At 44.5% G+C, this 16439-nt stretch carries 12 protein-coding genes; 10 read left to right on the top strand and 2 right to left on the bottom strand.

What is annotated here, in order from left to right:
- Positions 1 to 49: 49 nt before the first annotated feature.
- Both nirB and nirD read left to right on the top strand, forming a co-directional pair.
- A complete protein-coding gene (gene nirB, locus AC07M6_RS10820) occupies positions 50 to 2539 on the top strand; it encodes a nitrite reductase large subunit NirB (RefSeq protein WP_494889239.1) in 2490 nt (829 codons plus the stop codon).
- Positions 2540 to 2672: 133 nt separating this feature from the next.
- Positions 2673 to 3023 carry a nitrite reductase small subunit NirD gene (gene nirD / locus AC07M6_RS10815; RefSeq protein WP_494889237.1) on the top strand — a complete coding sequence of 117 codons (351 nt, stop codon included), beginning with the start codon at positions 2673 to 2675 and terminating at the stop codon, positions 3021 to 3023.
- Between the two features lie 2 nt (positions 3024 to 3025).
- On the opposite strand, the gene AC07M6_RS10810 is transcribed toward nirD, so the two are convergent.
- Positions 3026 to 3736 (bottom strand): Crp/Fnr family transcriptional regulator, encoded by a 711-nt coding sequence (locus AC07M6_RS10810; RefSeq protein WP_494889235.1) that lies wholly within the window; start codon positions 3734 to 3736, stop codon positions 3026 to 3028.
- Between the two features lie 466 nt (positions 3737 to 4202).
- On the opposite strand from AC07M6_RS10810, the gene AC07M6_RS10805 reads away from it, so the two are divergent.
- The 8 genes from AC07M6_RS10805 to AC07M6_RS10770 all read left to right on the top strand — a co-directional run bounded on the left by AC07M6_RS10805 (position 4203) and on the right by AC07M6_RS10770 (position 15736).
- Positions 4203 to 5804 (top strand): alginate export family protein, encoded by a 1602-nt coding sequence (locus tag AC07M6_RS10805; RefSeq protein WP_494889233.1) that lies wholly within the window; start codon positions 4203 to 4205, stop codon positions 5802 to 5804.
- A gap of 15 nt (positions 5805 to 5819) precedes the next feature.
- Positions 5820 to 7040 (top strand): CmpA/NrtA family ABC transporter substrate-binding protein, encoded by a 1221-nt coding sequence (locus AC07M6_RS10800; RefSeq protein WP_494889231.1) that lies wholly within the window; start codon positions 5820 to 5822, stop codon positions 7038 to 7040.
- A 245-nt stretch (positions 7041 to 7285) separates the two neighbouring features.
- Positions 7286 to 7918 carry a nitrate ABC transporter permease gene (ntrB, locus tag AC07M6_RS10795; protein ID WP_494889229.1) on the top strand — a complete coding sequence of 211 codons (633 nt, stop codon included), beginning with the start codon at positions 7286 to 7288 and terminating at the stop codon, positions 7916 to 7918.
- Positions 7919 to 7944: 26 nt separating this feature from the next.
- A complete protein-coding gene (locus tag AC07M6_RS10790; RefSeq protein WP_494889227.1) occupies positions 7945 to 8817 on the top strand; it encodes an ABC transporter ATP-binding protein in 873 nt (290 codons plus the stop codon).
- A 40-nt stretch (positions 8818 to 8857) separates the two neighbouring features.
- Positions 8858 to 10162, top strand: a complete 1305-nt coding sequence (locus tag AC07M6_RS10785; protein WP_494889225.1) for an MFS transporter — start codon at positions 8858 to 8860, stop codon at positions 10160 to 10162.
- A gap of 13 nt (positions 10163 to 10175) precedes the next feature.
- Entirely contained in the window at positions 10176 to 13697 is a 3522-nt protein-coding gene (locus AC07M6_RS10780; protein WP_494889223.1) for a molybdopterin-dependent oxidoreductase, read from the top strand.
- On the top strand, positions 13697 to 15124 hold the full coding sequence (locus AC07M6_RS10775; RefSeq protein WP_494889221.1) for a rubredoxin: 1428 nt from the start codon (positions 13697 to 13699) through the stop codon (positions 15122 to 15124). Before AC07M6_RS10780 ends, AC07M6_RS10775 begins: the two co-directional genes overlap by 1 nt.
- Positions 15125 to 15136: 12 nt before the next feature.
- On the top strand, positions 15137 to 15736 hold the full coding sequence (locus tag AC07M6_RS10770; protein WP_494889220.1) for a DUF4202 domain-containing protein: 600 nt from the start codon (positions 15137 to 15139) through the stop codon (positions 15734 to 15736).
- A 31-nt stretch (positions 15737 to 15767) separates the two neighbouring features.
- On the opposite strand, the gene AC07M6_RS10765 is transcribed toward AC07M6_RS10770, so the two are convergent.
- The gene (locus tag AC07M6_RS10765; RefSeq protein ID WP_494889218.1) at positions 15768 to 16421 is read right to left on the bottom strand and encodes a metal-dependent transcriptional regulator; all 654 of its coding nucleotides are present in this window, start codon (positions 16419 to 16421) and stop codon (positions 15768 to 15770) included.
- Positions 16422 to 16439 lie beyond the last annotated feature (18 nt).

The following is a 16439-nucleotide window of genomic DNA, read 5'->3' as shown; positions in this document are numbered from 1 at the left end:
AATTAAATGTGTTTATATACAAATAGCTTCAATATTTAAAAGAACTGTTATGTCGAAACCAACTATTATAGTTATAGGAAACGGTATGGTTGGATATAAGTTTTGCGAGAAACTGGTATCTAAAACATCAGCCTTTAACATTATTGTTTTTGGTGAAGAACCGCGCCGCGCTTACGATCGTGTGCACCTGAGCGAGTACTTTGCCGGTAAATCTGCAGATGACCTTTCCATGTCATCTGCATCATGGTATGACGAGCATGACATACAGCTGCATTTGGATGATCCTATCCAGGAAATAAACCGGGCCAATAAAACCATCCATTCTTTAAAAGGTGTTACACTTGGGTATGATTACCTGGTATTGGCTACCGGGTCATCGGCCTTTGTGCCTGATATACCTGGTATTGAGAAAGAAGGGGTATTTGTTTATCGCACAATAGAAGATCTGGAATTGATAAAGGCCTATGCCGTTAACGCCAAAAATGGCGCCGTAATGGGCGGTGGGCTTTTGGGCCTGGAGGCCGCCAAGGCGCTGATTGACCTGGGCATAAAGGAAACACATGTAATTGAGTTTGCCCCGCGTTTAATGCCGCGGCAAATTGACGCCGCTGGCAGCGCCATGCTGCAATCAAAGTTGAGCGAGCTGGGTTTAAGTATCCATTTAAATAAAAGTACGGCCTGTATTGCCGGTGATCATAAAATAGAAGCGCTGCAGTTTAACGATGATTCTTTGCTGGCGGTAGATATGCTGGTGATATCGGCAGGCATTCGTCCGCGCGATGAGTTGGCTAAACTGGCCGGGCTGCACGTGGGTACCCGTGGCGGTATTATGGTGAACGAGCGTATGCAAACCAGCGATGATGCCATATATGCCATTGGCGAATGTGCCCTGTACGATAATATGATTTACGGCCTGGTGGCCCCCGGCTATGAAATGGCCGATGTGGTAGTTGCCCAGTTAATGGATAACGACAAAGGCTTCCATGGTTTTGATATGAGCACCAAGCTGAAGCTGATAGGGGTAGATGTAGCCAGTTTTGGCGATGCCTTTATTGCCGAGCCGGCCTGCCGTACCATTGTTTTTGAAGATACGCATAAGGGTGTTTACAAACGCATTAATATCAGTAACGATGGTAAGTTATTGCTGGGTGGTATATTGATTGGCGATGCTGATGCCTATAATATGCTGCTGCAAACAGTGAATAATAAAATTGCCCTGCCACCAAACCCCGAAGATATGATCCTGGGATTGCGCGGGGGCGAGCAAAGCGAGGGGGCTGGTGTAATGAGTTTGCCGGACGACGCGCTGATCTGCTCGTGCGAGGCGGTGAGTAAAGGTACGATATGCGGTGTGGTTAATGATGGGGCTACAGATATTGACACGATAAAGAAATGTACTAAGGCGGGTACCGGCTGCGGCGGTTGTATACCACTGGTTAAGGATTTGATAACCGGTACCATGAAGGCTAACGGGCAGTACGTTAAAAACGTAATCTGCGAGCATTTTGATTATTCGCGCCAGGAATTATATGACCTGGTTAAGATAAACAAGCTTAAAAATTACGATCTGGTACTGGATCATTTTGGTAAAGGTGATGGTTGCGAAACATGCAAGCCATTGGTAGCCAGCATCATGTCGAGCTTGTGGAATGATCTGATTGTTAAGCAGGATACGATACAGGATAGTAATGACCGTTACCTGGCCAACATCCAAAAAGGCGGCACTTATTCTGTAGTGCCGCGTATACCCGGCGGAGAGATAACGCCTGAAAAGCTGATCGTTATTGGTCAGGTTGCTCAAAAATATGGACTATATACCAAAATAACCGGCGGGCAGCGTATCGATCTGTTCGGCGCGCATGTAAGCGATCTGCCCTTGATATGGGAAGAACTGATTGATGCCGGTTTTGAAAGCGGTCATGCTTATGGCAAGGCCTTGCGTACGGTTAAAAGCTGCGTAGGCAGCACCTGGTGCCGGTTTGGTTTGCACGATAGTGTATCCTTTGCTATTGAGATTGAAGAGCGTTACAAAGGCCTGCGGTCGCCGCATAAATTAAAGGGCGGGGTAAGCGGCTGTATCCGGGAATGTGCCGAAGCGCAAAGTAAAGATTTTGGCATTATCGCTACCGAAAAAGGGTGGAACTTATATATCTGCGGTAACGGCGGTTCTAAACCACAGCATGCGCAATTGCTGGCTGCTGATATTGACAGCAAAACGCTGATCAGTTACCTTGACCGTTTCCTGATGTTTTACATTAAAACAGCCGACCCGCTTACCCGTACCGCTACCTGGTTAAATAAAATGGAGGGTGGTATGAGTTATCTTAAAAATGTGGTGATAAACGATAGTTTGGGTATTGCCTCGCAGTTGGAAGAAGAAATGCAATTACTGGTTGATAGCTTCCATTGCGAATGGAAAGAGGTGGTAAATAATCCTGACCTGCGTAAGCGCTTTACCCATTTTGTGAATGCGCCCGGCGAAAAAGACCCGACTGTAAAGTTTGAGGGTATGCGGGAGCAGGTGAAGGCGACTTGGTAGTCATTAGTCATTAGTCATTAGTCATTAGTCATTAGTCATTAGTCATTAGTCATTAGTCATTAGTCATTAGGATTTTGACCTGTAAAATTAAGTAAACGGAAATCAATAATTCAATAAATCAATAATTCAAACCATGGAAACACTAATAGATGTACAATGGGTGCTGGCTTGTTATGCTGATGATGTGCCCGAAAATGGTGGCGTTTGCATGAAACATGGCGACGAGCAGATAGCGATATATAATTTCAGCAGGCGTGGCGAGTGGTATGCTACTCAAAATTTATGTCCGCATAAACAGCAAATGTCCCTGTCGCGCGGGATGATAGGGAGTGCAGGTGAGGCTTGCGAGCCTAAAGTGGCTTGCCCGTTTCATAAAAAAACGTTTTCGTTGCTAAGCGGCGAGTGTTTAAGCGGCGATGATTACAAAATAAAAACCTATCCGGTTAAGGTAATTGATAGTAAAGTGTATGTGGGGGTAATGTGATCTTAGTTTCGGTGCTGCCTTAGCGCCGTAAGGGCATCCAGGTTAGTAATGGCAATGCTTTTGCCGGATAAACGGATGCTTTTTTCCTGCACCAGTTCATTGATCACCCTGAAAACGGTTTCGTAAGTGGCGCCTGCAAACGATGCCAGGTCCTGCCGGCTTAGGATGATATTAATAAAGCCCTCGGGTGTTGTGCCAAACTGTTTCTGTAGCTTAATCAATGCCCCGGCTACCCGGCCCTTAACGGGCATGTGCGCCAGATCGCGCATCCGGCGTTCGGATTTGCGTAACTCGCTGGCAAAGAAGTTAACCAACTGGTAGGTAAGCTCGCCGTTCACTTTTAAGGTGCTTTCAAAAAACTTCATGCTTACAAAGCAAACAACCGAAGGTTCAAGCGCTGCAGCTGATATCGGATAGTTAAGATGAGACCCAATACCACGATGTCCCAGTATCGCGCCGTTTTCAGCAAAGCGGATGATAAGTTCCTTATCGTTATCCCAATTTTTATAAACTTTTAAATTGCCGCTATAAACAAAATAGATGCCCTCAACAGGATCGCCTTCCCTAAATAACAGGTCGCCTTTTTTTAGCTTGATGTTGATTTTATTAGCACAAATGGCGGGATGCCATTCTTCCATGCTGTTTTTGCACATAAAACAAGTGCGGGTATCGCAAAGCGAGCTGTTTTTTTTAACCTTTTTATCTTTCTTCACTGGTATTTGCCTCCGTTATGCAGTAAAAGTAGTTTTTGTGAAGTGGAAATCAAATATTTCACCCATGTTTTTTTATAATTTATGCTTTTAGCGATATAAACCGGAAATATTTTGTAAATTTTATATGATTTTGCTTGTCTATTTAAGGTTTAATTTGAAAAACTGATTGAAAATATGGCAGAATTATGTGTTTATTGGTTTTTGTTATTGATTTTTTACTAAAAAATTGATGTTTATATATTATTAATCATAAAAATTATGAAATATTTAGTTTTAATTTGAATTTTTTCATGAAAATGGATATATTTATAGAAATGAATCACACTAATTAATCATTAAACTATAATAACATCAAAATGGGAGAAAAATAGATAGGAAAATCCAAAAAAAAGCCCCGCCGGGAGGTCGCATTCCCGGACAGGGTTATCAGTTTTCAATTGCTTCAACAAATTAAAAAACTTATCAAATGTATAAAAATGTACTTAACAGATGCAGCCTTTCTGCAATATTTTTACTCTTTGCCTGTTTTTTCGCTGTAAACAGCCAGGCGCAAATTTCTCTTACCGGCCAGTTCAGGCCCCGGGCCGAAAGCCGTGATGGGTATGGTAACCTTGTTTTAAACGACGCCAGGAATGCCAATTTTATTTCGCAACGCACCCGTTTGATTTTTGGCTATAAATGGGATTTGTTAACAGTTGGCGCCAGTATCCAGGATATCCGGGTATTTGGTGCAGACGCATCTACCGTATCCAATACAGATAACCGGCTTTCGTTACACGAAGGTTGGGCCGAGCTTACCCTTGCAAACAAAGCCGATACCAATGTCAGGTTTAAATTACTGGATCTTTTAACCTTTAAAATCGGCCGTCAGGAATTAATATATGATGATGCCCGCTTAATTGGAAACCTTGATTGGCTGCAACAGGGGCGTACTTTTGATATGGCGCTCTTAAAAACGGTGCACCATGGCTGGCAGGTTGATCTGGGTTATGCCTATAATCAAAACACCGACGCGGCTGGGATAACCAATACGCAATATGTGCCCGGCAATATTCCTGCTTATGTAAAAAACTCTTTGGGTACACTGGTTGCAGCACCTGCAGGCCTGGTTCCGCTGGCGGCTGGCGGCAGCGCGGCTAATAACAGCTCAAAAACAGGGACACCGGTATACAGCAACCCCGCCAATACCAACAGCGCAACACAAAACTATAAGTCTTTCACCAGTTTATATATCAGCAAAAAGATAGATCAAACCAAATTCTCTGCCCTGTTCTTTAACGATAATTTTGGAAAATATCGTTTAGACTCGGTAGGTACAGCAGCAACAGGCTACGTTTACGGTCGCCGTTTTGTACAAACCGGACCAACTGATGTGTTTGATTACTCTCCGGTACACCGTTACACTTACGGTTTAATGGTCAACCATACTATTGGTAATGCTTCGGGCTTTGGCAAGTTCGCCTTTCAGGGGGCTTACTACAGGCAATCAGGTGTTAACCGCGATAATGTAGCGTTAAACGCTTACCACTACTCCGTTGCTTTAACCTATCAAAAGGGACTGTTCAGTGTAACGCCGGGTTATGATGTACTATCTGGTAATGATGCGGTTAACCCATCAGGAAAGGATAATCGTTTTGACCCTTTATATGGTACGCCACACAAGTTTTGGGGTTATATGGATTATTTCTATGCTGGGACCGGTTCGCCTGCAGGTGGTTTAAGCAATCCATATTTGAAACTGAAATATACCGGGAACAAATTGGGACTGGGGCTTGACCTGCATCATTTCGCGCTGAATAAAGACATGAAAAAAGCCGATGGTTCGGTAATAGCTAAAAGCCTGGGCAACGAGGCTGATTTGCAGCTGAGCTACACCATGAACAAGTTTACCAATGTTGAATTTGGATACTCGCTAATGAAAGCGGGCAACAGTATGGCTTTTGCCAAAGGCCAGGCCACAACCGACGCGGTTGCCCAAACATTTAATAAAACAGGGACATGGGCATACGTGATGTTCAGATTTACTCCCGATTTTTTCTATGCTAAACCAGTAGCTATTAAACAATAACTAATTAAAAAAACGATGATCACTCAAAATATTAACCTAAAAACTAAGCTGATATTAACAGTAAGCTTAATAATGGTATTATTTAATGCCATTGCCGGGGGAAATCCACCAAAAAGGGTAATTAAACTGGGCTTTATTCCATTAACCGATTGCGCGCCCCTGGTTATCGCCAAGGAGATGGGCTTCTTTGCCAAGTATGGCGTTGATGTGCAGCTATCTAAGGAAGCATCATGGGCTGTTGTCCGCGATAAAATACTGAACGGTGAACTGGATGCAGCCCACTGCCTGTTCTCGATGCCATTCTCGGTGTATACCGGTATCGGCGGTAAGGCAGGCTCGGAAATGAAGATCGTGATGACGCTTAATAATAATGGCCAGGCTATCACCCTGTCTAAAGATTTTTGCGGTATTGTTGGGTTTAAGGATATGAAGAAAGTTGCAGGCGCCATTAAAGAGGTAAAAGCCCGTAAAGAAGTAACTTTTGCTATGACTTTCCCGGGCGGTACGCATGATATATGGCTGCGTAACTGGCTGGCTGCTGCCGGTGTAAATGCAAAATCGGTTGGGATTATTACTATCCCGCCGCCGCAAATGGTAGCTAATATGAAGGTTGACAATATGGAAGGCTTTTGCGTAGGCGAACCATGGAATGGGGTAGCCGCATCGCAAAACATTGGGTTTACCCAAATTGCCAGTCAGGACATTTGGAAAAACCACCCTGAAAAGGCCTTGGTTGCCAATAAAGCCTTTACCGAAACCAATAAAGAAGACCTTAAAAATGTGATGAAAGCCATTATTGAGGCCTGTAAATGGCTTGATGTAATGAGCAACCGCAAAAAAGCAGCCCTGTTTTTAAGTAAACCCAATTACGTGAATGCGCCGGTGCAGGTTATAGAGGCCCGTTTAATGGGATCAAATGATTTGGGTTGCGATTTGGGCGTGCAAAAGTATAAAGATGATTATATGTTGTTTTACAATAATGGCGCGTTAAACATGCCCAAAGTATCATACGGCATTTGGTTTATGGCGCAATACATGCGTTTTGGTATGATCTCATCCGCGCCAAACTATAAAGAAATATCGCAAAAATTGATTATGAGCGATTTGTTTAACGAGGTGGCCAAAAGCATGAATATGCCTGCACAGGAAGATATGAAGCCTTTTAAAACAAATTTAGAAACTATCACTTTCGACCCTAATAACCCTGCGGCTTACATTGCCGGGGCAAAAAAGTGAAATTGAAAACGATGTTTAGTTAAGTAGTTAATCCAGGGAGTCGGGGTGTGCAGGCATCCCGGCTTTATTTGAAAAAATTTAAAAACAGAATTATGAAAACTTCTTTTTCAATCAAATCAGCCTTGCCGGTACTGTATTTTATAATCGGGATGGTGATAATGGGCGGTATTTGGGCCCTTGTTTCTAAACTTACAAAAAACGAGCTTCCAAATCCTCAGGCAACCTGGCTTGTATTTAAAGAGGTTATGCATAAGCCTTTTCAAAACGACCCCGACTATAAAGGTATCGGCACTAAGCTGTTAAGCTCGTTAGGCCGGGTAGGTATTGGCTTTGGTTTAGGCAGCCTGGTTGCTATTCCCTTTGGCTTATTAATGGGCAGCAGCAAAATTGCCATGAAGATCATCAACCCGATGGTGCAGATACTGAAACCTGTATCGCCGCTGGCCTGGTTTCCGTTGGGGCTGGCCATTTTTCAGGATTCGCCAAAGGCAAGTATTTTTATGATATTTATATGTTCGGTTTGGCCAACGCTTATCAATACTGCGTTTGGCGCTGCCAATGTACCGCAGGATCATAAAAACGTAAGCAAGGCCTTCGGGTTCTCCAAACTAAAATACCTTACTAAAATTTTGCTTCCGTTTAGTTTGCCTCACATTATCACCGGTTTAAAACTGTCTATCGGCGTTGCATGGATGGTAATTGTAGCGGGCGAAATGCTGAGCGGCGGCCAGGGGCTGGGCTATTTTGTATGGGAAGAAGGGTTTAACGGCGGTAGTACAGCCAAAATTTTGGTAGCCATTATTATTATAGGCATAGTAGGCTCGGTACTTGATAAATGTTTTACCTGGCTGCAAACCCGGTTTTCTTATACTGCATAATACTTCAACAATTTAACATAATTATTATGAGCGATATATCATTAATAGGTTCAACTACTGAAGAAGTGGATACGATTGCCGATAAAATACTGGAACAGGCTATGTCAGCCGACAAAAGCATCGAGATAACAAATGTTACCGTGAGTTTTAAAACCGACAAAGGCCAATACACCGCGGTTGAAAACATCAGCCTTTCTGTAAACAAAGGCGAAATTATTACGCTGATAGGCCATTCAGGCTGCGGCAAATCTACCCTTATGGGTACCATCAGTGGCATGGTAAAACCCACCAGCGGCGAAGTAATTGCTAACGGCAAAAAGGTGACCGCCCCAGGGCCGGACAGGGGGATCGTCTTTCAGAATTACTCGTTACTGCCCTGGTTAACCGTTTACGAAAATATTTATGTAGCGGTTGATTCGGCTTTGAAAAACGAAACTAAGCAGAGCAAAATAACGCTTGTGGAAACCAATCTTAAAATGGTTAACCTGTGGGATCATAAAGATAAATTACCGGGCCAGTTATCAGGCGGGATGAAACAACGGGTAGCTATTGCACGCGCTTTTGCTATCAACCCCGAAATATTATTGCTCGACGAGCCTTTTGGCGCATTGGATGCCCTTACTAAAAGCGCCATGCATGTAGAATTGCTAAAGCTTTGGAATATAAGTCACCGCGAAAAAACCATTGTAATGGTTACCCACGATATTGAGGAAGCGATCTTTTTATCAGACCGTGTGGTGGTTATGAACAATGGTCCGCATGCAACCATCAAAGAAATTGTGGATGTGCCGTTACCTCGCCCACGCAACAAAAAAGATATTGTGCACGATCCGGTATATATGACCATTCACGATAAATTACTTAGCCTGCTGGTCGACAAATTTTCTATTAACGACTAAAAAGACAAATAAAAAAATAAAATAACTATAACACCCCATTATGAAGCCACTTAATAAATTAAATGTATTTTCAGTAAAAGGCATACAAATGCGCACTTTCCATATTACATGGTTAATGTTCTTTGTATGTTTCTTCGGTTGGTTTGGCCTGGCACCATTAATGCCTACCATCCGCGCCGAACTACATTTAACCAAGTCACAAATAGGCAATATCATCATCGCCTCGGTAGCCGCTACTATTATTGCCCGGTTAATCATCGGTAAACTGTGCGATACCTGGGGGCCGCGTAAAACAGCCGTAAGGTTATTGCTGATTGGGTCGTTACCTGTGTTTTTTGTGGGGCTGGCACATAGCTATGCTACATTTTTGATGTTCAGGCTGGCTATCGGGGTTATTGGCGCTTCGTTTGTGATCACCCAGTTTCACACCTCTATGATGTTTGCACCCAATATAAAAGGTACGGCAAACGCAGTTACCGGTGGCTGGGGCAATTTGGGCGGCGGGGTTACCAATATGGTAATGCCTTTAATATTTGCCGCCATAGTAGGTTTTGGCTATACATCTGCCGAAGCCTGGCGCTATGCCATGATCGTACCCGGCACCCTGATGCTGGTAATGGCCTGGCTATATCATAAATATACTAAGGATACCCCCAATGGTAACTATGACGAGATCGGTTACAAAGCCAAATCAACAAAAACCGACTGGTCTGTACTGGCTGATTGGCGGATCTGGGCGCTTACCCTGGCCTATGCCATGTGCTTTGGTATGGAGGTTACTTTTGATAATGTGGCCTCGCTGCATTTTGTAGATACCTTCCATTTATCGCAAAGCTCGGCTGGCTTTTGGGCCGGGATATTTGGCTTCATGAATATTTTTGCCCGCGCGTTAGGCGGGATCGTATCCGATAAGGTTGGCAAAAAACACGGCATGCGCGGCAAGGGCTTATTGCTGGCCGGTGTACTGCTTTTAGAAGGTTGCGGATTAGTGCTGTTTGCACAATCGGGCACTTTAATGGTGGCTATTATTTCCATGCTGTCTTTCGCGCTGTTCCTTAAAATGTCAAACGGGGCAACGTACGGTATTGTACCCTTTATTAACGAGAAGAATGTAGGCCTGGTAAGCGGTATTGTAGGCGCCGGCGGTAACCTTGGTGGGATGCTGTTTGGCTTCCTGTTTAAATCATCATCATTTACCTATGTGCAAGCCTTTACCTACATAGGCTATACCGTAATGGTGGTAGCTGTAATTGTATTGATCACCCGTTTCCGGAAACAAGTCACAGTTGAAGATCAACCCAGCCCGAAAGCGGAACAGGCCCCGAAAGTATTAACAGCAGTTTAGTCTACATATAAAAATGCAATCACCCGGAAAAAACACCCAGTCGTTCACATCTACCTGCTGCTATTGCGGGGTTGGCTGTGGCGTGGTTGTTAATAAGGAGAAAAATGGCAATGTAACTGTTGCCGGGAATAAGGATTACCCTGTAAATAAGGGTATGCTGTGCAGCAAGGGGATGAACCTGCATTATACCGTAAATGATAAAAGTGACCGGCTACTATACCCGCAAATGCGCTACAGCAAAAGCATGCCCCTGCAAAGGGTAAGCTGGGACGACGCGCTTGACCGTACGGTGGCCGTTTTTAAAACATTTATTGAGAAGTACGGCCCCGATTCTGTAGCGTTTTATGCATCAGGACAGTGTTTAACCGAGGAATACTACGTGGTAAACAAACTGATGAAGGGTTTCATCGGCAGTAATAATATCGACACCAATTCGCGCCTGTGCATGAGCAGCGCCGTGGCCGCTTATAAGATGGCGCTGGGTGAAGATAGCGTTCCGCTTTGTTATGATGATATTGAACTGGCGGATTGCTTTTATGTAACGGGCGCCAATCCGGCCTGGTGCCACCCCATCCTTTGGAGACGGGTAGAGGCACATAAGGCGGCTAATCCTAACGTTAAAATTATTGTGGTAGACCCGCGGGTGACGGATACCTGCAGCCTGGCCGATCTGCACTTACAGATCAATCCCGGTACGGATATCACCCTGAACCATGCCATTGGCAGGATATTGATAGAGAACGGAGATATCGATATCGACTTTATCCGTAACCATGCAGAAGGTTTTGAACGGTACAGTACGCTGGTTTTTAAGCGTACGGTAGCCCAATCTGCAAAAATATGTGGTGTAAGCGAGTATGATATACAGCTTGCCGCAAAATACATCGGCGAAGCCAAAGGGTTTATCTCTATGTGGACCATGGGGTTAAACCAAAGCGCTGTTGGTGTAAATAAAAACTTGAGCCTTATAAACTTGAATTTGATAACCGGCCATGTGGGCAAGCCCGGATCAGGACCCCTATCCCTGACCGGGCAGCCCAATGCCATGGGTGGGCGCGAAGTTGGCGGCCTGGCAAACCTGCTGCCCGCGCACCGCGACCTGAAAAACCCACTGCACCGGGAAGAAGTACAGCAATTTTGGAAAGGTAAAACCATTAACCCCGAACCTGGCTTAACCGCCACCGAAATGTTTGAGGCTTTAAATGATGGCAGGCTGAAAGCGATCTGGATCATGTGCACCAATCCGCTGACAAGTTTGCCCAATGTGCGTTTGGCCGAACAAGCCCTGAAGAAGGCTAAATTTGTTGTTGTGCAGGAAGTAAGCAATAAACCCGAGAGTTTAGCTTACGCCGATGTGATACTGCCGGCTGCCGCCTGGGCCGAGAAGGAAGGCACCATGACCAATTCTGAAAGGCGCATTAGTTACCTTAGCAAAATTATTGATCCGCCGGGCGAGGCCCTGGCTGATGCGGAGATTATTTGCCGCTTTGCCCAAAAAATGGGTTATAAGGGTTTTGACTTTAAAAACAGCGCGGAGATCTATACCGAGCATGCAAAGCTGACCACTAAAACCAATATTGATATCAGCAGCCTGAATTATGAAGTGCTGAAGGAAGTATCGGTACAATGGCCTTATAAAAAGAAAAGTAAACCGGGTGGTACCGAACGCCTTTTTGCCGACAGGAAGTTTTTTACCCCATCGCAAAAGGCAATTATCCATGCCGTACCTGACGATTTTAACAGCGAAAAGCCGGATAACGATTATCCGTTTGTCCTAACCACAGGCCGTATCCGCGATCAGTGGCATACCATGAGCAAAACAGGTAAGGTAAATAAGCTGAACCAACACCTGAAGGAATCGTTTGTAGAAATAAACCCTTATGACGCCGCCAATTTGCAGCTAAAGGATGGTGATGTAACCATTATTGCTTCGCGCCGCGGCGAGGTGCAGGTAAAAGCAAAGGTAACCTCGCAAATTAAGCAGGGAGTAGTTTTTTTACCGATGCATTGGGGCAAAATATTGGGTAACGATTTGCACCGGGCCAACAACCTGACCAACGATGTGGTTGACCCTATATCTAAAGAACCCGACTTTAAATACTGCGCGGTGAATATCGCTAAGTATAAAAAGCCATTTCAGCGTATTGTAGTTATTGGTGCAGGTGCCGGCGCTTATGGTTTTGTAAAATCATATCGCGAATTAAACCCTACCGATCGTATTACCATTTTTAGCAAGGAAAATTTTCCGTTCTACAACCGGGTAATGCTACCCGATTATATCAGCGGCGAACAGCAATGGGAGCAACTGGTAAAAATGAAAGACTCGGAAGAGCCGGCCTACCATATCAATTTGTTGCGGGGCGTAAGTGTTGAGAAGATAGACCGCGAAAATAAATGCGTTACAGATTCGCGCGGTGTTAAAACGCCTTATGATGTGCTGATTATGGCAACAGGCAGCCGGGCCGCTATCCCTAAAAATGTGCCATCGCTGCCGGGGATCTTCAGTATGCGCAGCCGCACCGATGCCGATAACTTTAAAAAGCACATTAAAAAAGACGGCCATGTGGTCATAGTAGGTGGTGGTCTGCTGGGTTTGGAAATGGCGGCTTCTTTACGCGAGATGGGCATTAAAATAACCATTGTACAGCGTATCTCCCGCTTTTTAAACCGCCAGCTGGATGTTTTGGGCAGCCAGTTATTGCACGAAGAAATGGTTGACCAGGGCTGTGATATTTATTATGACGATGAAGTACAGTTATACTATGGGCGGTCTAAACTAACAGGTATTGGTTTACGCAGCGGCCGTAAAATTGATTGCGATGCCATGATCATAGCTATTGGCACCACGCCAAACCTGGAACTGGCCCGCGAGTGCGGATTGGAATGCAAGCAGGGGGTGGTAGTTAACGAACGCCTGCAAACTAACGATCCGGATATTTATGCCATAGGCGAAATTGCCCAATTTGAGGGTATACTATATGGCATTACTGCAGCCGCCGAGCAACAGGCCGCGGTAGTGGCCGGATACATGAACGGCGATATTGCCAGCTATTATAAAGGCAGCCTGTTTATGAATATTATTAAAATACATGGCTTTGACCTGTGCAGTATCGGCTTACCCGAATGCCCCGACGGGCAGGATTATGAAGAGGTAGTTTTTATTGATAAGGCTAAGCGTTATTATAAAAAGTGTATTATTCACCAGGATAGGTTGGTTGGCGCTATTTTGATTGGTGATAAAAGCGAGTTCCTTGAATTTAAGGAACTGATTGCCAACAAAACCGAACTGAGCGAAAAGCGCCTGCAACTATTGCGCAGCGGCAGCAAAGCCGACCCGGTATTGGGTAAACTGGTATGCAGCTGTAATAATGTGGGCAGCGAAAATATCAGTAAAAAAGTGGCCGGCGGCTGCGATAATATGAAGGACCTGTGCGCGGCTACAGGTGCAGGTACAGGTTGCGGATCGTGCCGGCCCGAAGTAAAACGCCTGATGGAAGAAGAATTGAAAAAAAAGGTTTCACAAAATTTAGTGTAGTGGAGCATCTGATAAAAATAAATTTACCGGGTGGCGTTGTATCAGCGGGGGACCTTTACGAAATATTGGTGATTGCCGAAAATGCAGGCGCGCAACAAATCCGTTTTGGTAACCGGCAGCAGCTCTTTTTCACCGTTACCGGCGATGAACTGGAAGATATGGAACTGCAAATGCTGGGCGCCGGCATCAGTTATGAAATTGATGCAGACAAGTATCCTAATATCATCAGTTCGTATGTATGCGATAGTATATTTAGTCACGAGAGTTGGTTGCGTGAAGGGGTTTACAAGGATATTTTCGATTTGTTCACCTATCAGCCACAGCTAAAGATAAACCTGGTAGACCGGCACCAAACCTTTATACCATTTTTTAGCGGCAATTTTAATTTCATCAGTTCGGATGTAAGCAATTACTGGTACCTGCATATCCGGTTCCCTAAAACAAGCAGTTTTTATTGCTGGCCACTGCTTATTTATTCGGATGATATCCCGGTAATCAGTAAAAAAGCCGAAGAGGTGATCCTGAAAAACAAAACCCTTTTTTACGATACGCCGAATATTGATGAGCAGCTTTTTTTTGAAAAAGTAACAAAGGGTATAACCATATCTATGCAGCCGCTAACTGCACCGCTGCAAAGCCCCGATTTTTATTTGCCGTATTACGAGGGTTTTAACAAGTATGCCAATAAATACTGGCTGGGTGTTTATCGACGGAATGAACTTTTCGAGATCCCTTTTTTAAAAGATGTGTGTAACCTGTGCCTTAAATCAAGGATAGGGCAATTGTATGCTACGCCATGGAAATCTATCCTGGTGAAGGGTATTGAGCCCGACGACAGGAACGATTGGGGTTTTATCCTGGATAAATACCTTTTAAATATCCGCCACGCATCAAACGAATTGAACTGGCAGATAGAAGACATGTGCCCGGACGCGCTTTTATTAAAACAACAATTGGTGCGCGAGTTTGAAGAAGCCGACCTGCGCACTTATCGTTTAATCTTCGCTATTAAAACACAGCCCAAAACAGGTTTGCTGGGTTCGATAATTATAAAGACACAGCCGTCGGGTACGTTTGAAATATTGCATACGGTAGATTTTAATCCGAATTCTAAAGAGTACATTTCGTATAAAAGCAGGGTTAAAAGGGGCAGCCTGGTACAACAACTGATGGGTTTGTGCAATAGCTACTATCAATCGCAAAACCAAACTAAAACGGTGGCGACTGTAATTAACGAAGCCGAAGATCTGCCGGTAAATGATGACCCGCTTTATCAATGCAAACACTGTATGACCATTTATGATAAAACCTATGGCGACGAGCAGAACGGGATTGCTGCCGGTACTGCCTTTATAAATATGGATGCGTATACCTGCCCGGTTTGTGAATCGGATAAAGAGAGTTTTGTGTTAATAGAGAAAAGATAGTAACTTAAGGCGATGAATAAATTAGCTATCGCTTTTGAGCTTTTTGATACTTATAATAAACAGGACCCACGCGGTTTTGAATGGGAGGGGACCACTTACCCGCAGGAATATTTTTTCGCCATCAAATTATATGATTGGGTTTTAAAGCTTGATCCGGAGGCCGGCGAGGAGCTGCTTTTAGCATCGCGCAGCCAGCATATCGGCCGCTGGGAAATGCCGCGCGAAAGTTATCCTGAAGGGCGGGAGCCTTACTTGAAATGGCGGAAAGACCTGGCCCTGCACCATGCCGCTATAACCGGCACTTTAATGAAACAGGCTGGCTATAATGATGAACAGGTAGAGCGGGTAAGTCAGATCCTGCTAAAAAAGCGGATCAAGGTTGATGCCGATGTCCAGACGATGGAAAACGCGCTTTGCCTGGTGTTCCTGCAATATCAGTATGAGGATTTCAGGAAAAAGTACGATAACGATCCTGATAAAATAATTACCATTCTGCGTAAGTCGTTGTTAAAGATGGATGCGCACGGGCATAGTTCTGCCTTACAGTTAAATTATAGTGCGGCGGGCTTAGCTTTGGTTCAAAGTGCAGTTAAATCGCTTAAAAACGAGTGATTTGTGTATCCCCACACGGGAGACAGCGTAATTAACTGATCAAAATATTCTCACTGAATTTTTGCGAAACGGTGGTCTGCTGATCGCCATTAATATTGATCACCAGCGAATTATCGAACCCTATTTTTTCAACCACCTGGATATTGGTATTAATGCCAATGCCCAGTTTAACCAGGTACTGCAGGAATGAATTGCTGGTATCCCTAACCGCGGCTACCCTGCAAGTTGTGCCGGGCTTGGTATCGGCAAGGCTAACGGTATAAGTTTTGGGCAGTTTGCCATTGGCCTTAGGTATCGGGTCGCCATGCGGGTCATACTCGGGGAAACCCAGAAATTTATCCAGTCTATCGGCAAGTGTCGCGTCGCTGATGTGTTCTAACTCTTCGGCAATATCATGGATCTCATCCCAATGATAACCTAATTTCTCCAGTAGGAAAACCTCCCAAAGGCGGTGCTTGCGTACAATTAGTATCGAATCTTTTAAACCCTGCGGGGTTAAGCGCGCGCCCTTTTTTTTATCATACTCTATCAATTGCTTCTCAGTCAGTTTCCTGATCATATCAACTACCGATGCCGCGTTGTTGCCCAAAGCTTCGGCAATAGCGGTAGGGGTAATTTTCTCATTCGGCTTTTGCGCTAAACGCAGGATGGCTTTCAGATAATTTTCTTCGGATAGCGTATTCATAACAAATATTTGATATGC

This window comes from Mucilaginibacter sp. GW821-FHT07H05, from assembly GCF_059418485.1.
This window is presented reverse-complemented; position numbering and strand designations above follow the sequence as displayed.

Coding starts and splice junctions, on each gene's coding strand:
- nirB (WP_494889239.1), top strand. CDS start 50: ATGTCGAAACCAACTATTATAGTTATAGGAAACGGTATGGTTGGATAT.
- nirD (WP_494889237.1), top strand. CDS start 2,673: ATGGAAACACTAATAGATGTACAATGGGTGCTGGCTTGTTATGCTGAT.
- AC07M6_RS10805 (WP_494889233.1), top strand. CDS start 4,203: ATGTATAAAAATGTACTTAACAGATGCAGCCTTTCTGCAATATTTTTA.
- AC07M6_RS10800 (WP_494889231.1), top strand. CDS start 5,820: ATGATCACTCAAAATATTAACCTAAAAACTAAGCTGATATTAACAGTA.
- ntrB (WP_494889229.1), top strand. CDS start 7,286: ATGCATAAGCCTTTTCAAAACGACCCCGACTATAAAGGTATCGGCACT.
- AC07M6_RS10790 (WP_494889227.1), top strand. CDS start 7,945: ATGAGCGATATATCATTAATAGGTTCAACTACTGAAGAAGTGGATACG.
- AC07M6_RS10785 (WP_494889225.1), top strand. CDS start 8,858: ATGAAGCCACTTAATAAATTAAATGTATTTTCAGTAAAAGGCATACAA.
- AC07M6_RS10780 (WP_494889223.1), top strand. CDS start 10,176: ATGCAATCACCCGGAAAAAACACCCAGTCGTTCACATCTACCTGCTGC.
- AC07M6_RS10770 (WP_494889220.1), top strand. CDS start 15,137: ATGAATAAATTAGCTATCGCTTTTGAGCTTTTTGATACTTATAATAAA.
- AC07M6_RS10765 (WP_494889218.1), bottom strand. CDS start 16,421: ATGAATACGCTATCCGAAGAAAATTATCTGAAAGCCATCCTGCGTTTA.